Annotated in this window: 15 protein-coding genes; 3 read left to right on the forward strand and 12 right to left on the reverse strand. The window is 65.8% G+C overall.

All coding sequences use genetic code 11. From position 1 onward, the window contains the following. Positions 1-12: 12 nt before the first annotated feature. From E3T51_RS01870 to E3T51_RS01890, 5 genes are read right to left on the reverse strand one after another with little or no spacing between them, the layout of a single operon-like run. A complete protein-coding gene (locus tag E3T51_RS01870; protein ID WP_174844548.1) occupies positions 13-282 on the reverse strand; it encodes a monovalent cation/H+ antiporter complex subunit F in 270 nt (89 codons plus the stop codon). Continuing rightward, positions 279-881 carry a Na+/H+ antiporter subunit E gene (locus tag E3T51_RS01875; protein WP_134526743.1) on the reverse strand — a complete coding sequence of 201 codons (603 nt, stop codon included), beginning with the start codon at positions 879-881 and terminating at the stop codon, positions 279-281. Before E3T51_RS01875 ends, E3T51_RS01870 begins: the two co-directional genes overlap by 4 nt. After that, positions 878-2,485, reverse strand: a complete 1,608-nt coding sequence (locus E3T51_RS01880; RefSeq protein WP_134526746.1) for a Na+/H+ antiporter subunit D — start codon at positions 2,483-2,485, stop codon at positions 878-880. The genes E3T51_RS01875 and E3T51_RS01880 overlap by 4 nt, the downstream gene beginning before the upstream one ends. Next, on the reverse strand, positions 2,482-3,012 hold the full coding sequence (locus E3T51_RS01885; RefSeq protein WP_134526749.1) for a sodium:proton antiporter: 531 nt from the start codon (positions 3,010-3,012) through the stop codon (positions 2,482-2,484). Before E3T51_RS01885 ends, E3T51_RS01880 begins: the two co-directional genes overlap by 4 nt. Next, positions 3,009-5,957 carry a Na+/H+ antiporter subunit A gene (locus E3T51_RS01890; RefSeq protein WP_134526752.1) on the reverse strand — a complete coding sequence of 983 codons (2,949 nt, stop codon included), beginning with the start codon at positions 5,955-5,957 and terminating at the stop codon, positions 3,009-3,011. The genes E3T51_RS01885 and E3T51_RS01890 overlap by 4 nt, the downstream gene beginning before the upstream one ends. A gap of 419 nt (positions 5,958-6,376) precedes the next feature. Here E3T51_RS01890 and E3T51_RS01895 point away from each other — a divergent pair, with 419 nt between their 5' ends. Further along, on the forward strand, positions 6,377-7,834 hold the full coding sequence (locus E3T51_RS01895; RefSeq protein WP_420898398.1) for an amino acid permease: 1,458 nt from the start codon (positions 6,377-6,379) through the stop codon (positions 7,832-7,834). A gap of 36 nt (positions 7,835-7,870) precedes the next feature. Here E3T51_RS01895 and E3T51_RS01900 read toward each other — a convergent pair whose 3' ends face one another. After that, positions 7,871-9,136, reverse strand: coding sequence for an MFS transporter (locus E3T51_RS01900; RefSeq protein WP_134526754.1), 1,266 nt, complete (start codon positions 9,134-9,136; stop codon positions 7,871-7,873). Positions 9,137-9,333: 197 nt separating this feature from the next. Here E3T51_RS01900 and purU point away from each other — a divergent pair, with 197 nt between their 5' ends. Further along, positions 9,334-10,194, forward strand: coding sequence for a formyltetrahydrofolate deformylase (gene purU / locus E3T51_RS01905; protein ID WP_104193316.1), 861 nt, complete (start codon positions 9,334-9,336; stop codon positions 10,192-10,194). A gap of 121 nt (positions 10,195-10,315) precedes the next feature. Beyond that, positions 10,316-10,672: a YrdB family protein gene (locus E3T51_RS01910; protein ID WP_241989109.1), complete on the forward strand. Its 357-nt coding sequence runs from the start codon at positions 10,316-10,318 to the stop codon at positions 10,670-10,672. Positions 10,673-10,729: 57 nt separating this feature from the next. On the opposite strand, the gene E3T51_RS01915 is transcribed toward E3T51_RS01910, so the two are convergent. The 6 genes from E3T51_RS01915 to E3T51_RS01940 all read right to left on the reverse strand — a co-directional run bounded on the left by E3T51_RS01915 (position 10,730) and on the right by E3T51_RS01940 (position 23,617). Next, a complete protein-coding gene (locus tag E3T51_RS01915) occupies positions 10,730-11,422 on the reverse strand; it encodes an alpha/beta hydrolase (protein ID WP_241989110.1) in 693 nt (230 codons plus the stop codon). Next, on the reverse strand, positions 11,415-12,419 hold the full coding sequence (locus tag E3T51_RS01920; protein ID WP_134526757.1) for a ring-cleaving dioxygenase: 1,005 nt from the start codon (positions 12,417-12,419) through the stop codon (positions 11,415-11,417). The genes E3T51_RS01915 and E3T51_RS01920 overlap by 8 nt, the downstream gene beginning before the upstream one ends. A gap of 73 nt (positions 12,420-12,492) precedes the next feature. Next, the gene (locus E3T51_RS01925) at positions 12,493-13,740 is read right to left on the reverse strand and encodes an MFS transporter (protein ID WP_241989111.1); all 1,248 of its coding nucleotides are present in this window, start codon (positions 13,738-13,740) and stop codon (positions 12,493-12,495) included. A 146-nt stretch (positions 13,741-13,886) separates the two neighbouring features. After that, complete coding sequence (locus tag E3T51_RS01930; RefSeq protein WP_241989112.1) at positions 13,887-17,585, reverse strand: S8 family serine peptidase; 3,699 nt, start codon at positions 17,583-17,585, stop codon at positions 13,887-13,889. 232 nt (positions 17,586-17,817) lie between these two features. Beyond that, positions 17,818-21,393, reverse strand: a complete 3,576-nt coding sequence (locus E3T51_RS01935; RefSeq protein ID WP_241989113.1) for a S8 family serine peptidase — start codon at positions 21,391-21,393, stop codon at positions 17,818-17,820. Positions 21,394-21,679: 286 nt separating this feature from the next. Next, positions 21,680-23,617, reverse strand: coding sequence for a heavy metal translocating P-type ATPase (locus E3T51_RS01940; RefSeq protein WP_134526763.1), 1,938 nt, complete (start codon positions 23,615-23,617; stop codon positions 21,680-21,682). Positions 23,618-23,690 lie beyond the last annotated feature (73 nt).

Below are 23,690 nucleotides of genomic sequence, written 5' to 3' on the forward strand. Positions count from 1 at the left end.
GCAAGACGGCACTCATGCGCTGTCCCGGCCGGGCAGAAAGCGGGCGACGCTCAGCGAGCCGAGCACCGCGAACAGGGCCAGCACGAGCAGCACCGGCAGGGTGTCGGTATGCCGATTCAGGGCCATCTCGGCACCGAGGGCGCAGATGATCGTCGCGACGAGCACGTCGGAGGCGATGACCCGGTCGAGCACGCTCGGGCCGATGACGATGCGATACACCGAGAGCAGCGCCGCGATCCCGAACATGATCGAAGCGAGCACGGCCACAATCTGCAGAATCATGATTGTCCCTGTTTGTTTTGGTCGGCGCGACGAGCATCGAGCCGGTTTGCGGGCAGCACCCCGCGCATCCGCTCGACGTCTTCGCGGGAGCCGAAAGCGCGCACAATACGCCGCTCGGTGTCGAGTACCTGCCGCCGAAAACTCTCGATGTCAGCGGCGCTGTGCATGTTGAGCACGTGCAGGTACAAAATAGATGATTCCCGGTCGATGTCCACCACGATCGAGCCGGGCACGATCGACGTGGCGACGGCGGTCCAGGTGAGAATGAGGTCGCTGCGGGTGTGCAGCCGAATCGCCAGGATTGCGTTCGACGTGATCAGCCGGGGCTTGACGGCCAGCCAGGACACGTCGATCGACGCCCGCACGATATCCAGAATGAGGCGCACGAAGAACACGACGGTGTGCAGCGGATGCACCCGCCCGCTCAGTTGCACCGGCACCAGATAGAACGCCACGGTCACCACGATACCCACGACGAACGCGACCAGCAGATTGAGCCAGGAGAACTCGCCCCAGAGCAGCATCCACAGCACGATCAGGGCGATCAGCGGCGGAATCTGGTTGCCGATCGCTTCGAGGCGTTCGCGCGGTGTGGTCACTTTGCGCCACCCTCGAAGTTGGTGCCCACGTTACTGTCGGCGATGGAACCGGTGCCGCCAGGGAACACGGCGTCGATATACGTCGATGGCGAGCTGATGTTGGCAGCGGCGCGGGTAGCCAGGTCGAAGATCGGCCCGGCGAAAACGCTGAGGCTGACGGTCAGCACGAGCATGGCGCTGGTCGCGCCGACCATGAGCGGTGAGATCGTCTTCTTGAGTACAAGCCCCGCGTCTTCAGGGTCTTCGGTGAGCGACATCGACATCGACGAGGTGTAATCCTCGACCTGCTTTTTGGGCCGCCAGAACGCCATGTTCCAGGCCCGGGCGAGGGCATACAAGGTGAGCAGCGAGGTGAGCGCGCCGACCGCGATCAGAACGTAGATGATTGGGTCGCCGACGATCGTGCCGGCCTGAAAGAGTGCGATCTTGCCGAGAAAGCCCGAGAACGGCGGAATACCACCAAGGTTGAGGGCCCCCAGAAAGAACAGAATGGCCACCAGCGGCGACGACCCCAGTAACCCACCGAGCCGCGACAGCGACGTGGTACCGCCGACCCGGTCAATGAGCCCCGCTGCCAAAAACAGGGTCGTCTGAACGGTGATGTGGTGCACGACGTAGAAGATGGTCGCAGCGATGGCGAGAGGGGTGCCGATCGCGATGCCGAACAGCATGTAGCCAATGTGGCTGACCAGGGTGAACGACAGCAGCCGTTTGATGTCGGCCTGGGCGAGCGCGCCCAAAATGCCCACGAGCAGGGTCAGCCCAGCCACGATCATGAGCGGCATCGAGAACTGATTGTCGGGAAAGAACAGCGTCTGGGTGCGCAGGATCGCGTACACACCGACCTTGGTGAGCAGCCCGGCGAAGACCGCGGTGACTGGCGCCGGCGCGGTCGGGTAGGAGTCCGGCAGCCAGAATGACATTGGGAATACGGCCGCCTTCACTCCGAACGCGATCAGCAGCAGCAGCCCGAGAACCAGCTGGATGTCGGCGGGGAGGTCGGGCATCCGCTCAGCGATCAGGGCGAGGGTGACGGTGCCGGTGGCGCCGTAGATGAGGGCGATCGCGCTGAGGAACAGCATGGACGACACCAGGCTCACGACAATATAGGTGATGCCCACTCGAATGCGGGCGCCGGTGCCACCGAGGGTTAGGAGCACATAGCTGGCCGAGAGCAGCATCTCAAAACCGACATACATGCTGAACAGGTCGCCGGCGACGAAGGCATTGAACAGTCCGGCAGCCAGCACGAGATAGGTCGGGTGAAAAATCGAGACCGGTGTTTCGGTATCACCGTCAATGATGCCCTGGCCCACCGCAAACAGCAGCACGCCGAGCAGCATGAGCGCCGAGATGAGCAGCATGAGCGCCGAGAGCCGGTCGACGACGAGCACGATGCCCCACGGTGCCTGCCAGTCGCCGACCTGCACCACGGCCGGGCCGAATCGGTCGACCAGTACGAGCAGCATGGCACTCATCACCGTGGCGGCGGTGAGGCTCAGCACGCTGACCAGCACCTGCAGGCGGCGGCGCCGGCCGAGCATCAGCGCTACGGCCGCACCAAGCAGCGGCAGGCAGACGATGAGGGGAACGAGGGCGGTCACCGCGCGTCCCCCCGATCAGAAGCGGATGCGGCGGCCCGGCCGGCAGCATCCTTCTTGTGGGAGACGGTGTCTTCGTCGCTCGTCGCGCCGTCACCGCGCTCGAACTCGTCGATCGATTCGGCGACCGCATCGTCGTCGTCTGAGGAGGAACGGAAGGTAGTGTCGGCGTCGTCGGCGCTCTCGGCGGCGTGTTCGTCGGTGAGGGTATCGCCCTCGTCGCCGAGCTGGGCCAGCCACCAGGACCGGTAGATGAGGGCGAGCAGCAGCGCGGTGATGCCGAAGTTGATCACGATCGCGGTGAGCATGAGCACCTGCGGAATCGGATCGACCATGTCCTCAACGCTCGTATCGGTAACGATGGGGGAACTGCCCGGTCGGCCGCTCATGATGAAGATGAGCAGGTTGGTGGCGTTGCCGACCAGCAGAAAGCCGATCAGCACCCGGGTGAGGCTGCGTTCAAGCATCACGTAGACGCCGGCCGCGTACATGACGGCCATCACGATGACGAGGGTGAGGGAGGCACTCATCGGGTGACCTCCTCAGTAGTCGTTGATGCGCCCTCTGGGACGGTATCCGGCCGCGGTCCGATCTCATCGTTCTCGCTCTGCCGATCGATCTCGCTGCCGAGGCTGCGCAGAATGTCGTAGGTCAGGCCGATGACGACGAGGTAGACACCGATGTCAAAGATGGTCGAGGTGCCAAACGACAGGTCACCAAGCACGGGAACGGTCGCCGTGAAGTAGGCCGATTCGAGCGGGATACCGTCGAAGAACAGCGAGACGACGGCCGTACCCACGGCGAGAATGACGCCGAGGCCGAGAAGCTTGCCCGGGTCGATCGGGGCGGCTTCGCTGAGCTCGTAGCGTCCGCCGGCGAGATACCGGGCCACGAGCGCCAGACCTGCCAGAAGTCCGCCGGCGAATCCACCGCCGGGCAGGTTATGGCCGGCAAAAAGCAGGTAGATCGACACGATCATCGCGGGGTGGAAGAGCAGGCGCACGAGCACCTCGATGACAATCGACCGGCTGCGTGGATCATTTTTGCGCCCGGCGAGTAGAAAAGCCTGCCGGCTGACGGCGTGGCCTTCGCTCGAGAGTTCGGGATCGGCGACAACTCGGCGGCGGTTGGCCGCCGAGCGCAGGCTGCGGGATTCCTTCAGGCGCGGCACGACGGCGTTGCGACCCGAGACGAACAGCAGGCTCGCGACGCCGGTTGCGACGACGATGAGCACCGACACTTCGCCCATGGTGTCCCAGGCGCGTATGTCGACGAGCATCACGTTGACGATGTTGTCGCCGTGACCGTCTTCGACCGACAATCGGGGCAGGGCGCCGGCGATGCTCTCGAACTGGCGAGCGCCGAGCGCGATGAAGCCGATGGTTCCCATCACGAGGCCCACGAAGCTGCCGATCAGCAGGCGGCGCTTGGGGCGCACCGGTTTGTTGTGCTGGGCAATGTTTGCGGGCAGGCGGCGCAGTACGAGCACAAAGATGACCAGGGTGATCGATTCGACCAGCGCCTGGGTGAGGGCGAGGTCGGGCGCGCCGTGAAAGGCGAACAGGACGACGAGGCCGTAACCGGTGACACCGGCAAGGATGACCGCGGTCATCCGCTGCCCGACCCGCGCCGCCATGACGGCGCAGATGGCCATGATCAGCGCGATGAGCACCTGGCCGGGGTAGTCCCAGAGCACGATTGTGTCGGGCCAGGTGCGGTTCACGAAGGCCGCAAATCCGAGGGTGAGCACGAAAACGGTGAGAATGGTACCGAGGTACTGCGGGAGCCCGCCACGCTGTGCAAAATGGGTGACCCGGGCCGCAAGACGGTCGACGCCGCGAATGGCCTTGCCGTAGCCGCGGCCGGCATCGATAACGTCAGGAACCTTGGCCTGCAGCCGCAATACTCCGCGGCGAGCGCGGAACATGAGCGCTCCGAGCAGCAAAACAACCACGCTCAGGTACAACGCTGGTTCCAGCCCATGCCAGAGCGCCAGGTGATATGGCGGTTCGGTCAGGCTGCCGACGCCCGGCACTGTGTCAGCGTAGGGCGCGAGCAACGGGTCGAGCGCCGAGGCGAACAGGCCAAGGCCAATCGTCGCCACCGTGAGCACACCGGGGGCGAGAAGCGTGTCCCACGGGCTCGCGTGCAGCACCGTGGCCGGCTGATCCTTGCGCGTTCCAAAAGCACCCCAGAAGAAACGGATGCTGTAGGCCACAGTGAGAACGGACCCGACGGCCGTGCCGATCAGCGCCGCATAACCCCAGCCGGAACCGCCAACACCGGCGTCGAGTAGCGAGGTGAACACGGCCTCCTTGGCGACGAAACCCAGTAGCGGTGGCAGGCCGGCCATCGACGCGACCGCCACGAGCGCGATGACGGCGAGCGCAGGGGCGCTGCGACCGACGCCGCTGAGTTTGCGCCAGTCCCTGGTGCCGGCCCGGTGGTCGATGACGCCGACCACGAGAAAGAGTGTGGCCTTATACAACGCGTGCGCCAGCAGCAGAGCGGCACCGGCGAGCGCGGTGTCGCGGGTGTTGAACCCGATGGCGATCATGAGAAAGCCGAGCTGGCTGACCGTTCCGTAGGCGAGCAACAGTTTGAGGTCATACTGGCGCAGCGCCCGCCAAGCGCCGACGACCATGGTCCAGACGCCGAGGGTGACCAGTACCGGCAGCCAGCCGTCGCTGTCAGCGTAGCCGGGGGCCAGGCGGGCGACGATGTAGATGCCGGCTTTGACCATGGCGGCGGCGTGCAGGTAGGCGCTGACCGGGGTCGGCGCGGCCATCGCAGCGGGCAGCCAGAAGTGGAACGGCACGAGCGCACTCTTGGAAAGCGCCCCGACCAGAATGAGCAGAATCGCCCAGGTGCCCATCTGGGTGGTCACCGGGTTCGCCACGATATAGGCGAGGCTCGTGGTGCCGGAAGCGACCGAGATCATCACGACGCCGACCAGCATCACCAGGCCGCCGAAGGTCGTCACGATCAGGGCCTGCAGGGCGGCGCCGCGGCTCTCGCGTTTGTGCGTGTAGTGCCCGATCAAAAGGTAGGAGAGCACGCTCGTGATCTCCCAGAACATGAACATGATCACCAAGTCATCGGCGGTGACCAGCCCGTACATGGTGCCAGCGAAAGCGAGCAACAGCGCGGCGAACCGGCCGAGACTCGGCTCGTCATCGGTGAAGTAGCGGGCGCAGTACACCAGTACGAGGGCGCCGATTCCCGTGACGACAAGGGCGAGCATCCAGGCCAGGGTGTCGACCCGAAAGGAGAGGCTGATGCCGAGCTGCGGAATCCACGGGATCGACTGGGTTACGGCCCCGCCCGTGGTGACCGTGGCCGTCTGGGTGAGCGTGTAGGCGAAGGCACCGGCCGGAAGCAGGGCGATCAGGTAGAAGACGCGGGTACCCAGATGCCGGGTGAGCCACGGCGTGAGTACCGACAACACGACGAATGCGAGAAGGAATGCAACCATGCGTCCTCCAGGCTTGTCAGGTCGGGGCGTGGAGATTTAGTCTACCCGCCAATAGACGGCACCCGAACGGGGAAGAGGGATGTCGGCGCCTCTCACAGCCGAGCTCAGGGGACCGCGGGGTAGGGTTACTTCGTCCCCCCGGCCGACGTTGCCCGCCGCTAGAAGCGCGCGAGTGTACAGTTTCCGGCCACTTCCCGTGCCGCTCTCGACCACTTCTTTGAACGCACACTTTCGTTGTGAAGAAGTTGCTCCTGAGCGTCCGGCCAGCGAAATCGAGCACCGTTGTGAGCCCCTCCCACGGCCAGAAGCCCTCATCCACTCCCGCATCGGGTGCCTCGTCTTCTGAGCCGCACGGACACCACGACCACGCGAATCCGCCCGAGGAGACCCCCTTCGAACACATCGAAGACGCCCTGAGCGTGCACGAAGATGACGCGCTGCATAAGGGGCTCAAGTCTCGCCACGTGCAGATGATCGCGATCGGCGGGGCGATCGGCACCGGGCTGTTCCTCGGTGCTGGCGGACGCCTGGCCAGCGCAGGTCCCGCCCTGGTCTTTGTTTACGCGATCTGCGGTTTCTTCGCCTTTCTCATTCTGCGGGCGCTCGGTGAACTGGTGCTGCACCGTCCGAGCTCGGGCTCCTTCGTGTCCTACGCACGCGAGTTCTTCGGCGAAAAGACGGCATTCGTGACCGGCTGGCTGTACTGGCTGAACTGGGCCATGACAGCCATCGTCGATGTGACAGCCGTTGCCCTGTACATGAACTTCTTCGCCACCTACTGGGCACCGTTCGGCTCGGTACCGCAGTGGCTGTATGCCCTCGCGGCCCTCAGCCTGGTCATGTTCCTCAACCTGCTCTCGGTCAAGGTGTTCGGTGAGCTGGAATTCTGGTTTGCGCTCATCAAGGTGCTCGCGATCGTGGCATTTTTGATCGTCGGAACCTGGATGGTGATTTTCGGCACGCCGCTGGACGGCGCCACGGCCGGGTTTACGCTGATCGGCGAAAACGGGGGCTGGCTGCCCAACGGGCTGATCGCATCCGTTTTGGTCGTCCAGGGCGTCGTTTTTGCCTACGCCTCGATCGAGCTGGTCGGCACGACCGCGGGCGAGACGAAGAACCCCGAGAAGGTGATGCCGAAGGCGATCAATACGGTCATTATTCGCATCGCGGTGTTCTACGTGGGCTCGATCCTGCTGCTCTCGCTGCTCTTGCCATACACGGCCTACAAAGCGGGCGAGAGCCCGTTCGTCACCTTCTTCGCCACGATCGGAGTCGACGGCGTCGACGTGATCATGAACCTCGTCGTACTCACGGCAGCGTTGTCTTCGCTGAACGCGGGCCTGTATTCCACTGGACGCATACTCCGGTCGATGTCGCTCGCCGGTTCGGCACCGCGCTTCGCGGGCAAGATCAGCCGCAACGGGGTGCCGTTTGGCGGCATCCTGTTGACCGGGATCGTGACGCTGCTCGGCGTCGGACTCAACGCCATTGTGCCCGACGATGCCTTCGAGATCGTGCTCAACATGGCTGCGATCGGCATCGTGAGCGCCTGGGGCATGATCGTGCTGTGCCAGCTTCGACTGCAAGCCTGGGCCAAACGGGGCATTCTGGTGCGCCCGGTTTTTCGCATGCCGTGGGCGCCCTACTCCGGCTACGTGACACTCGTATTCCTGGTCGCGGTGCTCGTATTGATGGCATTCGACTGGCCCGTCGGCACGCTCACGATCAGCTCACTGGTGCTCATCATTCCGGGACTGATGATCGGCTGGTACGCCTGCCGCGGCCGCATACTCGAAATCGCGGCGGCCCGCGAGGGCTTCACCGGCCACGTACCGGTGGTCGCCAACCGTCCGTTATCCGACCGACCCCGCCACTAGCCGTCCGCTTTCTCTGAGCGTCACGCCGCTCGCTGCTCAGTCGCGGCGGCGGATCGTCATGCGGTCGGTGATGATCACGAGCAGGAGCGCCACGACCAGCACCCCGACGTAGACGATCGGCACCGTGTCGAGGCCGACGTTGTCGATCAGCACCGCACCGAGCAGTGCGCCACCGCCGATACCAGCATTGAACGCGGTGGTGTAAAAAGCGCTTGCGGTGTCGCGGATGTGCGGCGACGCGGCGTGCAGCATCCGCGTTTGCAGCAGCGGCGGCAGCATGCCAAACGTCATGCCCCACAGCACGAACGCGGCGATCGCGACGGGTAGGGTCGCCGTGAACATGGCGAGCAGGCTCACACTGACGGCGCTCGCGGCGAGGCCCAGAACCAGGCCGAGGCTCGGTCGGGGTCCGAAAACCGTGCCGACGAGCAGCAGTCCAACAGCACCGGCCACGCCGTAGGCGAAGAGCAGCGGGGCCAGAAGAACGGGGGCGACGCCGAGCCCATCGAGCAGGAACGGCGTGATGTACGTGTAGAAACTGTAGTGGCCGATCATCGTGATGCCGGTGATGCTGCAGATCAGCGCCACCGCCGGCACGGTCGCGTCCCGACGGTTTTTCGTCGCCGGTTTGGTCGTGTCAGCGAATGCCGACGCTCCCGTGGAGTGCCTCGCCACCGGTGGCAGAAACTTCCAGACCAGTACCGCACCGACGAGCATCAGGGCGGCGAGCACGACGAAAGAGAGGCGCCAGCCGAGCAGATGCCCGCCCGCAGTGCCGAGTGGCACCCCGAAAACGAAGGCCAGTGTGCCGCCTGCAACCGTGATGGAAACCGCGCGGCCGATCTGCGCTTTCGGCACGAGGTGAGCAGCGTAGGCACCGACAACCGACCAGAACAAACCGTGCGCGACGCCGCCGAGCACTCGGGCGGCGACGACGAACTCGTACGTCGGAGCGATGGCGGTGAGGATATTGCTCACCGCGAAGATGATGAGCACGACGATGATCAGGCCGTGACGCGGAAAGCGGCGGGTCCAGATGGCGACCGGGGCGCTTGTGAGCACGACAGTGAAGGCGAACCACGAGACGAGAAGACCGATTTGCGACTGCGCAACGCCCAGACTTCGGCTCATTTCGGGGAGCAGACCGGTCGGCAGCATTTCACTCGTGACCGAGAGGAATACGGCGGCGGACAGGGTGATCAGCCCGGCCCAGGGAAACGGAGGTTCGGTCGCGCGGGAGCGGGCGGACGGCACGACGGGGATCGAGCCGGTGGGCAAAAAAATATTTGCTGTATTAGTCATGTCTGCATTCGTGCCGAGAGCCGAAGCTGGCCGCTCTGACCATTCACACCGAGGTCACGGCCACTCGACTACGCGCCGACGTGCGCGCCCGGGGTCGACTTGTTCAGTACGACCGTCGAGTAGTCTACCCACGCGAGGTGAGGCGGCAAGGTAGCCCAGCTACGGCATCCGCCCAGGCCGCCCGGTACTCTGAGGCAATGACTTCTTCCACCCCGCATCACTGGGTTATCACCCTGGTCTGTGCCGACCAGCCGGGAATCGTGCACGCGGTCAGCGGCGCGATCGTGCAGGCACAGGGCAATATCTCCGAGAGCCAGCAGTTCTCCAGCGATGACACCGGGCGGTTTTTCATGCGCCTGCAGGTGCAGTCGCGGGCAACCCGGCCCGAGCTCGAGGCGGCGCTCGCCCCCGTGATCGAACGCTATGCGATGGCGTCGATCATCGATGTCGTCGGACGCCCCCTGCGCACCCTCGTGCTCGCCTCGTCGGCCGGCCATTGCGTGAACGACCTGCTTTTTCGACAGCGCGGTGGGCAGCTTTCGGTCGAGATTCCGCTCGTGCTGAGCAATCACGGCACGCTGCGCGACCTGGTCGGGTTTTACGGGGTTCCGTTCGAGTCATTACCGATAACGGATGCCGCCAGCAGGGCCGCTTTCGAGGCGCGCGTCGTCGAGGCGGTCGACGAACTCGATATTGAACTCGTCGTGCTTGCTCGCTACATGCAAATTCTGTCGCCGGAGCTCTGCGCGAAGCTCAACGGTCGGGCGATCAACATTCACCACTCGTTCCTGCCGGGGTTCAAGGGCGCCAACCCGTACCGCCAGGCGCACGCGCGGGGCGTGAAACTCATCGGGGCGACGGCGCACTTCGTGACCGGCGATCTCGACGAGGGGCCGATCATCGAGCAGAACGTGGTGCGGGTAGACCACTCGCGCACGCCCACCGAGCTCGTCTCGATCGGCCAAGACGAAGAGAGCCGCACGCTCACACAGGCAGTGAAGTGGTTCGCCGAGAACCGAGTGCTGCTCGACGGAGCTCGCACGATCATCTTCAAGTAGCCGCGCGCTTTCGCAGGCCCACCTTTACGGCTAAGGGCGAAGTTTGTATCCTGGGCCCGTGGCCCCAGCCACGGGGTCGGAATCGGAACGTGGGGGCGGAGCGCATCGCTAAGCTTGATGGGTGACAGATAAGCGCGAACTGCCGAAAATCGGCCCCAACGACATGCTCCGGTTCGTGCTCGAACTCTTCGCCTTCATCAGCCTCGGATTCTGGGGCTTCATCGCCTGGCCACTCCCCTGGCCCGGCATCCTGTTCGGCCTCGCCACCCCGGCTTTCGCGATTCTGGTCTGGGCCCTGTTCCGGTCGCCGAAAGCCGTTTTTCGGCTTGACCCGTTCGGTAAGGCCTTTATTGAGATTGCCATCTTCGGCGCGGCCGCGATCGCCTGGTGGGACCTCGGCTTTCCCCTCATTACTGTGATCTTCGCCCTTGTCGCCACCGTCAGCGGCGTCATCTCTGGGCGCAAAGAACTCCGCTAGCGCGCTTGAGAGCGCCACGCGCCCGTTGGAACGGGCTCTTGGCACACCCCCGGCAGGCTACGCAAGAGCGCGGAGCCAGGCCACCGCGGCCGCAACATCCGTTTCGGCGATGCCGTGCCCGCCGGGACGCAACTCCTGCTGCACCCGCGCGCCGCGCGCTTCGAGCAACATCACGAGTTTCTGAACGCTCGACAGCGGTGCCATCGGATCGCTCCGACCGTTCAAGAGCAGCAGAGCGGATGCCGCCAGCTCGCTCCCTGCGACAGGTTGTGCGCTGGATGCAACCCGGTCGAGCGGATGCATGCCGGAGAAGGCGACCACCCGCGGCACTGTTTCGGGGTGTAACAGCGCCGTCGCAATCGCGATGTTGGCGCCGTTCGAGAATCCGATGGCGACCAGCGGGCGGTCACCCAATTCGTAGTGGTCACGCGCCCAGACCAGGAATCCGGCCAGCTCATCGGCTCGTCGAATCACGTCGTCGGTGTCGAAGACACCCTCCGACAGGCGCCTAAACCAACGGTTCATCCCGTTCTCCTGCACGCGACCGCGCGGGGCGAGCACGGCGGCGTTCGGGTCGAGCGCCGCGGCCAAAGCACTGATCTGCTGTTCATCGCCGCCGGTACCGTGCAGCATCAGCAGCACGGGCGCGTCGACAGACCCGGGTTGAAACAGGTGCGGCCACTGGGCATGCCCGCCGACGGCGCTCATTCGGCTGGCCCGCCAGACGGCTGCGTGGTGATGCTCATTCACTGACCGAGGCGGCAGTCGGTACCGGCGCGGCATCCGCTGCCACGGGGTTGTTCTCGGGCGGCAGAGTGATCGGCACGACCGCATTCTCAATGGCCTCGCGACTCGGCTCGAGCCACGGCGGAAGCTTGAGGGACCGGCCAAGCTCGAGCAGCGGCTCGTCAATGTCGAATCCGGGGGTGTCGGTCGCGATTTCAAAGAGTACGCCACCGGGTTCGCGAAAGTAGATGGAGGTAAAGTACTGGCGGTCGAGAATGGCGGTCACGCCGTAGCCGCGGTCCACGAGCTGCTCACGCCATTCGATCTGTGTGGCCCGGTCAGGCACCCGGAAAGCCACGTGGTGCACGCTGCCGCCGGCGGTCAAGCCGGGCTCATTCGTCGGGTCGGCCAGCACATCGACGAGGTTGCCGGGCGCGCCGTCGCCAGCACCGACGCGAATGCGACCATCCGTTTCACTGATGACATGCATACCGAGGTCGGTTGTGAGCACCTGCACGGTCTTGGCCGGGTCGGCAACGGTGAGCACGGACGAGTGCTGCCCACGAACTGCGAACTCGGCGGGCACGGCTGCGGAGTCCCAGGGATTACGCGGATCCACCGTCGACGATGCCACCAGGTCGAGCTGCAGCCCGTCGGGGTCGCGCAGCGAGAGCCGCTCCTCGTGGGAAGAACGCCCGGTCACGCTGGACTCCACGCCGAGCTTCGCGAAGTGGTCCTTCCACCAACCGATGCTGCCAGCCGGAACCGAGAAGGCGGTCGTCGTTGACTGGCCGGCGCCGGTGCGGCCGCTGCGAATGCCGGTCCAGGGAAAGAAGGTGAGCAGCGATCCTGGGCGGCCGGAATCGTCGCCGTAGTAGAGGTGATAGGTGCCCGGGTCGTCGAAGTTCACGGTTTTCTTGACGAGGCGCAGGCCGAGCCCGGTGACGTAGAAGTCGATATTGCGCTGCGGGGCTCCGGCGATCGCGGTGACGTGGTGCAGCCCGCTGGTCTGGACGGTCATGGGCATTCTCCTTGAAAATCAATCGTTCGATGTTCATGCAAACGCATGTATCGCGGATTTCATTCCCTGATTCTCAGACGCGACGTTCCGACGGCATCCGTAGCGCATAGGCGGCGGCGATGACCAGGAAAATACCGCCGACCGCGAACCCGGCCGAGAACGAGAAGGTGTCAACGAGCAGACCCGCGACCAGCGGACCGACAATAGCACCGGCATCCGCACACATCGAGAACACCGATACCGGGCGTCCGCCGCGGGCCCCAGCGGCATCGCCTACGGCTGCGGCCGGCGCGGTTCCCATGAACGCTGCGGCGACTCCGTAGACGCAGAGCAGGGCGCCGAGAACCCAGATATTCGGTGAGAACGCGATCGCCACAATCGCGAGTCCGGCGACAGTGAACGCCCCGATGATGGCCGGTCTGCGCCCGACGGTGTCGACAAAGCGGGCGGCCGGCGCGAGGGCGAGCGCCTGGGCCACGGCGGCAGCGGCGAGGGCGAGACCGGTCCACGAGCTCGTTCCACCGAGAACCACGACGACGAACAGGGGGATGAGGGTCGTACGCACCCCGAGCGAAGTCCAACCCTGGGCAAAGTTGGCGATGCAAGCCGCACGAAAGCGCTCATCGCGCAACACGGTGCGAAACGGCGTGCGCTCGGCGGATGCGTCGGCTCCGGCCAGCGCGGCGTCTCGGCCGCCCGAGCGCAACAGAAACAGCCCGATCAGGCCAGCAACGGTGAGGGTGCCGGCGTAGAAGAAGAAGGGCGCGGTCAGGGAGATCGTGGCAAGCAGGCTGCCGATCGCCGGACCGGCCATGCCGCCGATGAGGAATCCGCCCTGATAGAAGCCGATCGCGCGGGCTCGCCGGCCCGGTTCCGCTGTGCGCAGCAGCAACGTCATCGCCGACACCGAGAACATGGCTGAGCCGATACCACCCGCACCGCGCAGCAGCAACAGTTGCAGATAGCTGTCTGCGGCGCCGACCAGCCCGCTGGAGAGGGCGACGATTCCGATGCCGATTGCCAGAACGGTGCGTTCCCCCGCCCAGTCGATCAGGCGCCCGCAGACCGGACTGAACACGAAACGCATGAGCGCGAACGCCGATACAACGGCTCCGACCTCGAGGTTGCCCACCCCGAAACTCTGCACGTAAACCGGAAGCACCGGAACGACAACGCCGAACCCCACCATCACAAAGAAAGCGATGACGCCGAGCACGATCACGTCGCGATTCAAGCGGGGCTTCGAGCTCGTGCTGCCCGCGGCTAATTCGGGTACAGCGGGTGCGCGGCGTCGCCCCCGCATCCATTCCGCCACTCGCATCCCTCCAGCCTAAGCTGCCGCACTGGTTGCCCCGTGCCTGGTCCGGGCCCACCTTATGTCCATGGGCCCAGTTTCTAACCTGGGCCCAGGGACGGGGCCTGGGCCCCGTCCAGAAAGAGACGAGGCCCGGGGCGAGGGCTGCGGGGCTACCGCACGATCAGCAGGGAACGCGTCGGGCTCGTCGCGGCAGCGACCGCGTCGTTGCCGGCGTAGTGCCCGACGACTTTGTACAGCCCACGACTGAGCTTCGGCAGCGTGAGGCTGCCATGCCCGTTCGCGTCGAGCGCCACGATGAACCGGCGCTTATCGACCGTGACTGTCGCTGTGTCGCCGACCTCACCCTTGCTGGTAACAGTGACGGACACGCTGACCCGGCTGGAGAAGAAGACGGCCCGGTGGCTGATGCTCAGCGCAACCTTCGCGGCATACTTCACGACGAGACCGGCCGATGTTGCTATGGAACTCGGCCCGCCCGATACCGTGGCGGTCACCATCACGGTCACTGTCGTTCCGGCGAGCGCCTTCGTCAGTGTGAAGCTCGCCGCGGTTGCACCGGTAATATCGACGCCGTCGCTCTGCCACTGGTAGCCGAAGCCGAGGCCCTCGGTGTTCCACTGGCCAGGATCAGCAGTCAACACCGACCCGATCTCGGCCGTACCCGACACGCTCGGTGCCACCGTGTTCACCGGGGCATCCGTGTCGCCGCCCTCGCTGGCAGCGACAGTGAGGATCGTCGACGCGGTACTGTCGCCATAGTCGACCACACCGAGGTATGGCGTGTTCGGTACGAGTCCGGCCCAGCTCAACGTATACGTGATCGGTACCCCCTGCGGTCCCTGGATCGCCGGCGGGGTCGCTGCAAACCCATTGCTGGGCTCCCCCGACGAGACCGAGAAGGTGTTCACGTCGAACGCGGTCGAGCCGGAGAACACATCAACGACCACCTGGTAGAAACCGGCCTCGGGGTCGTCCAGGTCGACGTGCTCGTCGGCCGAACCGGTAGCCGACTGCCAGCCGGCAACCGGGTTGCCGCCCGCGCCGTCGAGCAACAGCACGAACAGGTCCAGGTCGGTTGAATCATCGACGGCGTTCAGATCGAACCGGGCCAGCCGGCCCTCCTGGATCTCCACCTCGTAGGTGAACTGATCGCCGGTCGCGCCCGCATCCGTGTGCGGGGCGAAGGGGTCGTCGGCGTTGTTCTGGTGCACCCCGTTGGCCAGGCCGCTGAGGTTCAGGGCCACCGGATCTGAACCGCCGGGAGCAACGGTCACGTCGACTGTGCCGTCCATACCGGCGCCGGCCACCTCGGTCGGGGCGACGACCGTGACCGGACGAACGGCGATCGGGCTGTGCACCACGTCGAAGAAGTCGCCGGGGTCACCCGAGCCACCGTTTCCGAAGCCCCAGTCCAGCGAGCCGGTTGCGTACACATCGAGCGGGGCATCCGTTCGGGTGAACGTCACCGTGTAACTCTGCTTCTCGCCGACCGCAGCGAAAGTCATCTCGGCTGGCGAGACGACAGCGTTGATGCCAGGAATCTCGATGGGAGTGGCGGTGTAAGTACCTACCCGTACGGCGGTCACCGTGCGGGTGATCGTCTCGGGCGCGGTCAGGGCTCCGATTTGGATCGACGGAAGGTTCAGGTTGCTTGCGTCGATCGGCTCCACGCCGGCATCGAACCCGATCCCCTGCAGGTAGGCCAGCCAGTCGGCCGGTCCGCTCTGGTAGACCAGTCCTGGAAAGTCGAAGGACGAGGGATTGACCTGCCCGGCACCCTGCGCGAACGGGTCGGTCACCCGCTCACCGTTGGCGTCAACCGTGTCCTTCGCGGTCGTCATCATGACCGATTTAATCTCGGACGGGGTCGCGAGCGGCCGAAAGCCCAGAATGAGCGCGGCGAGACCGGCGATATGCGGGCTGGCCATGGAGGTGCCCGAGAGAAACTCGAACGTCGGGTCGGCCCCGGCCGCATTGGCGCCATCAGCCAGGATGCTGACACCGGGTGCGGCGATATCGGGCTTGAGCAGGTCGCCGCCGTCGGCAGTCACCGGCCCGCGAGAGGAGAAACCGGCTATCTGGGGCACCGGAGTCTGCGTGGCGGTCGTGTTGTCGGGCGTGAAGGTGACCGTCGCGCCATCCGTTGCCGCGTAGGCGTAGATCGGGTCGAAGGCGTTCGCGTCCAAGTGGATGCTCGGCACCGAGTGATCGTCGGTGGCAACGTCGGCCGGTGTGCGGTTGACCAGCAGCATGCCGCTGCCGCCCGCCCGCAACACCTCGGCCGACTTGGCCACTCGGTCGTAAACGCCGCGTTGGCAGAAGACGATCCCGCCAGCCACCTTGTCGGCGTCGAGCGAATCCGGTGCACAGAGCAGTGCGTCGGCCGCGTCGAAGCCGTCCACCGACACGAGGTCGGCCCGCAGCAGGTCGCCGGAGAGCGGGGTGGCGCCGGGCGTGCGGTCAACGGTGATCGAGGCACCGGCGTATTGCGAGCCGTCACCGAGGGTGGCGGTGGCCTCGTACGAGGGGATCGTGCTCGCGGCGACCGTGGTGATCCACGGAGCGACGTTTTCCACGGTCGACTCACCGGGGCCGTCGTTTCCGGCCGAGGCGGCCACGAAGATGCCCGCTGCCGCCGCGCCGAGGAAGGCCTGGTCGGTGGGCGAGAACGTGGTCTGGGCCGGGCCGCCACCGATCGAGTAGTTGATCACGTCGACGCCGTCGGAGATGGCCTGGTCGACAGCACGCAGAATATCGGTGTCCGTGCATCCGTCATCGGTCGTGACCGAGTTGTCGGGGCCGGACCAGCACACCTTGTAGGCGGCGATCTTGGCGGCCGGCGCCACGCCTGAAATGGCGCCGAAGTCGACGCCGTTCACATTCGCGGCAACGTCGACGTTTCCGCCTGCAGTGCTCGCGGTGTGCGACCCGTGGCCGTCGCCATCGCGCGGGGAGACATATTCCCCCGTTGAGGCGTCACCGATCTGGTCGGCGCCGAATCCGTCGAGGAAGTACCGCGCACCAATCACCTTGGTGCTGCAGGCATCAGCTGTGAATTGTTCGCCGATCTGGCAGGTGCCGGTGAAGGTGGTTCCGTCGGCTTTGTTCATGGTGATCGTGTCACCGTCGAGCCACGGCTCATCGCCGGGCGTCGTGCCGAGCGCTGAGCCGGCAAAGGAGGGGTTCTCCGGGGCGATACCGGTGTCGAGCACTCCGATCACCACGCCCTTGCCAGCTTCACTCGATCCGCCCAGCTTGGACCATAGTCCGGTCGGCCCGCTCAGCCGCAAAAAGTCGGTCGACGACTCGGCCGTCACGTGACGGAGGGCGTCGGGAACGACCGACACCACATTCTTCTTGATAGCGAGGGCTGCCGCCTGCTTGCCGGTCAACTCCGCAGCGAACCCGTTCACCGCCAGCGTGTAGGAATACGCCACGGTGGCGTCAACGGATGCTGCCACCTCACTTTGCAGCCGGGTGAGATAGTCCTTATAGGTCTCGGCCGAGCGGCTTTGCGCGTCGAGCTTAGCTCCGGCGCCCGGCATAGTGGCCGAGAAACCGTTGACACCGCCCTGGTACAAAGCAACGGCCTCGTCGCTGAGGGTAACGATGTAACGTCCGGCGGTGAAGTCCATGCGTTGTCCGCCAGGGGAGGCGATGCTGCCAGAAAGGCCGGTCGCAGCCGGGGCCGCGCCGGCGGGAAGGGTGCCGCCGACGAGTACTGAAGCGCCCACCAGGGCTACGGTGACGGTGGCCGCGATTGTGGCGCGGCGACGCGAGCGGAATGTCGGCGTCGGGTTCAGCGCTGAATCCGGCGCAGACAGCGTGCGCCTGAAGAAAGAACTCACGTTGGTGTCCAATCTAGTAAGGGTGCGAGGTGGTCTCATTCCACAGCGGGAACGGTTCGCTGTTCCGATGCGCGGGACAGTTCGCTGGTGACCGTAGCGCGCTGACCGCCCCGCGGATAGGGGCATGCCACAGGTACGTCTGGCAGCGGTCCGCGCCGACGTGCACGCAAACGCGCGCCGCAGCATCAGCTTCGAAACGGATGCTGCGGCGCGCGCCGTACGTTCGGCCCGGCTACCGCACGGTCAGCGTGCGTGGCTTACTCGTCGCCGCGGCCACGAGGTCGCTACCGGCATACTGCGCGGTCACCGTGTAGGTGCCGCGGTCCAGGTCGGTCAGGGAGAGTGATCCCCGGCCCTTCCCATCGAGGGTTATGTCGTAGCTCTGGTCATCGACTAGAACCTGCACTGTCCCGAGCTGGGCCGAGCGCGGGGCGTCCGTCTGCACCGACACCTCGATCTTCACGCCCGTCGAGTGCGGCGTGGCCCTCGAATCAACCGTGAGCTCAACCGTGGCGCGGTACTTGACGAGGACCCCGGCCGAGGTGGCCGTGCCCGCCGGCAGCCCGTCGGCCCGCGCCGTCACGACCACGGTGAGCGTCGTGCCGCCGAGGGACTTGGTCGGTGTGTAGTCGGCTTTGGTGGCCTTCTTGACGTCGCGACCATCGACCTGCCACTGGAAGGTGTACTCCAGCCCGGTGACATCCCACATACCGGGGTTGACGGTCAACGCCTGGCCCACCACCGCGGCGCCCTCGATCGAGGGGAGAACCGTGTTCACGGGCGTCTTCGGTTCGGGCGCTGCGCCGCTGGCGACCGACACCACCGTCGATACCGTGGTGTCGCCGTAGCCGACCAGACCCAGATACCCGGTCTCGGGCATCAGGCCAGACCAGGACAGCGAGTACGTTGCCGCAACTCCCTGCTGACCGGCAATGACCGGCGGGTCAGCCACGAGTGCACCTTCACCGGCGCCGGTGAGCACCGAGTAGGTGTTCACGTCGAACGCCGTCGTTCCGCTGTAGACCGATGCAATCACCTGGTAGAAGCCAGCCTGCGGAGAGGTTAGGTCGATCTGCTCATCGGCCGCTCCGGTCGCGGACTGCCAGCCGGCAACCGGATCCCCGCCGTTGCCATTTAGGCGGTAGACGATCAGGTCAAGGTCGGCGGTTTGATCGAGCGCGTCGAGGTCGAACCGGGCAAGCTGGGTGCCCGCGGGCACCTCGACCTGGTAGCGGAATTCGTCGCCGGCGGTGCCGGTGCCGGTGGTCGGGCTCGACGGGTTGGCAGGGTCGCTCTGGTGCAGCCCAGCCGCGAGACCGACCAGGTTGAGGGCCACGTCCCCGGTGGCTCCGGGGGTGATGGACACGTCGACCGAGCCGTCAACCCCGGTGCCGTCCGCGGTGGCGGGGGCTACGAGGGTCACCGGCTGAATGGCGACGGGGCTGTGCACGATCGCGCCCGAGTCACTCACCCAATTGAGCGAGCCGGTCGAGAACGTGTCGAGCGGGGCATCCGTTCGGGTGAAGGTGACGGTGTAACTGGCCGATTCACCCGCGGCACCAAAAGTCAGGGTGCTGGGCGAGACCATCGCGTCGATGCCCGGCACCGTTACCGGCTGGGCGGTGAAGGTGGCGGCCTCGGTGCTCGTGACGGTGCGGGTGATGGTTTCCGGCGCGGTCAGCGAGCCGATCGCGATGGAGGCCAGGTTGAGGTTGCTCGGGTCTATTGGGTCGGCACCGACGTCATAACCGATGCCCTGAATGTAGGAGTACCAGTCGGCGGTACCGTTCAGGTATAGCAAGCCCGGTTCGAACATTCGCGTCGGGTCGACGTGTCCGGCCCCTTGAGCGAACGGGTCGGTGATGGTGGCACCCTCGGCGTCGACGGTATCGTAGGCGCTCGTCATCATGGCCGATTTGATCTCACCCGGGGTCGCGAGCGGGCGTTCGCCCAGGTACAGCGCAGCCAGTCCGGCAATCTGCGGGCTCGACATCGACGTGCCTGAGAGAAACTGCCAGCTCGGCTCACCGCCAGCAGCGTTGGGGCCATCGGCGAGAATGGCCACGCCCGGAGCGGTCACGTCGGGCTTGAGAATGTCACTACCGTCGGCGAGAACCGGTCCACGCGACGAGAACCCGGCCACCTGCGGTGTCGGCGGCGTGTAACTGGTCGTATTCCCATCCGTGAATACAGCTGAGGCCCCGGCGCTGCCCGCATAAGAATAGGTAGCCGACCAGTACGGGGCGTCCAGGTGAATCGTCGGCACGGTGTGCTCGTCAGTATCGACCGAGCCCGGATTTCTGTTGACCAGCAGCATTCCAATACCGCCGGCCCGCAGGACTTCAGCGGACTTTGCGACCCGGTCATAGATCCCGCGCTCGCAGAACACGATGGTTCCGGCGACCAGTTCGGCGTCGAGCGAACCCGGGCCGCAGAGCAGAGCGTCGGCCGGGTCGTGACCGGTAGCAGCCACGAGGTCACCGCGCACGAGGGTACCGGCCAGCGGTGTGGCGCCAGCTGTTCGGTCGACGGAGATCGATCCGCCCGCGTAGGCCGTGCCATCGCCAAGGGTGGCGGTGGCCTCATAGCCGGGAATGGTGCTCGCCGCGACCGTGGTGATCCACGGGGCGGCGTTGTCGAGGGTGGAGACACCTGGACCGGAGTTGCCGGCCGAGGCGGCCACGAAGATTCCGGCTGCGGCTGCGCCGAGGAAGGCCTGGTCGGTCGGAGACACCGTGGTGTCGGCTGCTCCGCCGCCGATCGAATAGTTCAGCACGTCGACGTTATCGGCGACGGCCTGATTGATGCCGGCCAGCAGGTCGGAGGTAGCGCAGCCATCGTCGGTCGACACCGCCTGGTCGGGGCCGGACCAGCACACCTTATAAGCGGCGATCTTGGCCGCCGGGGCGACGCCGGAGATGAGACCGTAGTCAAGACCGCTGATGGTCGCTGTCACGTCGTGGTTTCCGCCAGCGGTACTCGCGGTGTGCGACCCATGACCATCGCCGTCGCGCGGCGAGAGGTATTCGCCGGTGCCTGCAGTGCCGATCCGGTCGACTCCGAAGCCCGTCACGAAGTAGCGTGCACCGACCACCTTGGTGCTGCAGTCAGTTGCGTCAAACTGCACGCCGGTCATGCACTCACCCGTGAAGGCAGTGCCGTCGCTCTTGGTCATGGTGATCGTGTCACCGTCGAGCCACGGCTCGTCTCCGGGCGTACTACCGAGCACGTCGCCGGCGAAGGAGGGGTTCTCCGGAGCAAGACCGGTATCGAGTACGCCGATAACGACGCCCTCCCCCGCGGTGTCTGCTCCACCGGTCTTCGCCCAGACCCCACCGTCCCCGGAGAGACCGAGGAAATCAGTCGATGAGGTAGCCGTTATGTGCTTGAGCTCGTCTGGAGTGATGGCGACGACGTCTTTCTCGGCCGAGAGGGCTGCGGCCTGCGCGGCGGAGAGCTCGGCGGCAAACCCGTTGAGGGCGAGGGTATACGAGTAGTCGATCGTGGCATTGACGGATGCCGCCACCTGTTTCTGCTTCCCGCCCAGGTAACCGGAATAGCTCGCCGAGGCGCGACTGTGCGGATCGAGGCGGGCACCGGCATCCGGTGTGGTCGGAGCAAACCCGTCGACCCCGCCGTTGTAGGTGGCGACGGCGTCGTCTGCCAGGGTAACGATGTAGCGGCCGTCGGTGAAGTCCGTGGCCGACTGGCCGGCACCGATAGCGCCGGCCAGCCCGGGGGCCATGGGGGCTGCGGTCGCTCCGGTCACAACAACGAGGGCGCCGGCAGTGACCATGGTCGTGGTCACGCAGAGCGCAATCAGCCTGAGCCCCTGCCGCTGGGGAAGCGTCTGATGGGGGGCGAAACGAGAAACGAAAGTCGGGCTTTCGTGCGGAAGTGTGGTTCGCCTGAAGAGTGATCTCACGTGCGTGTCCAATCCGATCGGAGTGCGCTAGCCGCTTTGCCCCAGTTCGGGGTACGGCGTGATCGTGAACGTATCGCACGGGCCATGGGCTCGTACAGTGTGCAGATTGCTCGGTAACACGATCGTTACCTGGGCGAGTGCACAATTCGGGTCGCTCCAAACTCCCCAATCAGACCGGTCTGTCTACTGCTGGGTGCACCGGTCTGTCCGCTTTCTCTTGCGTTTCGGCAGCGGCCGACGCCACACCGACCAGCACCCGCCGCGCTGCCGCCTCGTCCCGCCGACCACCGATCGCACGCAGCGCGTTCAGAATCGTCACGAGGTCGACGACCTCCTGGCTGATAGCGCCCGCGGTCGCCGGAATCAGCCCGAACGCCGCAACCACCATGAGCATGACGCTCAGCATGATGCCGAGCCAGATGCTCTGCAGGGCCACCCGCACGGTGTCTTTTCCGATGCGCACGGCCCGCACCGTGCGCGAGATATCGTCGAGCAGAATGACCACATCGGCCGATTCGCTCGCCGCAGTGGAGCCCTTCGCCCCCATTGCGATGCCCACATCGGCGACGGCCAGCACGGGAGCGTCATTGACGCCGTCCCCGACCATGATCACTGGCCGTCGGGTCAGCGCCTGCACCGCTTCGACCTTGTCACTCGGCAGGCAATCCGCCCGCACATGAACGATACCCACCTGGCCGGCGACGTGCTGGGCGGTGGCACGCGCATCGCCGGTGAGCATAAGACTCTCCCGCACACCGAGGCGTGCGAGGTCGACGACGGTCTGGCGGGCGTTGTCGCGTACCCGGTCGCTCGCCACAATACTGCCGGCGAACCGCCCATCGACGGCCACGTATATGGCGAGCTCGCCGCCGGCGAGGTGGGTAGCCGCCGCATCCGCTGTCCCGTCATGAATGAATGCGAGCTTGCCGACCCGCACCACACCGGCCCCGAATCGGGCCTCGACGCCGAAGGTTGCGGCCTCGCTCGCCGAGTCCGCCGCGTGCAGTTCGAGACCGCGCTCGTGTGCGGCCGCAATGACGGATGCCGCCAGCACGTGACTCGAGTATTGCTCGGCCGACGCCGCGAGCGCCAACAGCTCATCGGGGGTGAAGTCCGCTTCGGGGCGCACTTCGGTAATCGCCGGCGTGCCGTAGGTGAGTGTTCCGGTCTTGTCGAAGACGACAGTTTTAGCTCGGGAGAGCGCTTCGAGCACCCCGGCACCCTTCACGATGATGCCGTTGCGGGCGGCGCGACTCATGCCGCCCATGAACGCGACGGGTGCGGCGAGCAGCAGGGGGCACGGTGTCGCCACCACGAGAACCTCGGCAAACCGCACCGGGTCGCCGGAGAGCACCCAGGCCAGCGCGGCGAGGGCGAGCGAGCCGGCGGTGAACGGCACGGCGTAGCGGTCGGCGAGCCGTACCACCGGGGCCTTGCTCGTCGACGCCTCCTCTACGAGGGCGATGATGCGCTGGTATTGACTGTTCGCGGCGGTCGCCGTAGCGACGATACGGGCCGCCGTCTGCCCGTTGATCGACCCGCTAAGAACCCCGTCACCGGCTGCTCGCTCCACCGGAAGGCTCTCGCCCGTGAGCGAGGACTCATCGAACGCGGCACTGTCGCTCTGCAGCTGCCCGTCGACGGGCACGATCTCGGAGGGGCGCACCAGCAGCAGATCCCCCACGCGCACCTCGGTGGCGGGCACATCCGTGGTCCCGCCCGTGTCGGGGTCGAGTCGATGCGCTATTTGCGGGGCCCGTTTCAACAGCGCGTCCAGTTCCCGCGCCGCTCGCCCCGCGGCGAAGTCTTCGAGGGCCGCCCCGCCGGCGAGCATGAGCACGATGAGAAGGGTCGCCACGTATTCGCCGACGACGATGGTCGCGACGATCGCGATGATCGCGAGCAGGTCGATGCCAAAGCTGCCTCGGCGCAGCCGGCGCAGCATCCCGACGAGTTCGATCAGGGCGATGACGAGGCCGTATCCGCTGAACAGCCACCGCACGGCATCGGTCGCTTCGACGGTCCACAAGACCAGGCCGATCAGTCCGACGACCATCGTCGCCGCGACGATGGGATACCTCAAAACGAAGGCCGGGATGCGGGTCATGCACTGAGTCTGGCCCCTGCGCGTTCAGGCCGCCACTCGTCCTGGGCCAGTCCAGCCATTCCCTGCGCCGGAC

The sequence above is a fragment of the Cryobacterium serini genome (assembly GCF_004404025.1).
In the GTDB taxonomy this organism is placed as follows: domain Bacteria; phylum Actinomycetota; class Actinomycetes; order Actinomycetales; family Microbacteriaceae; genus Cryobacterium; species Cryobacterium serini.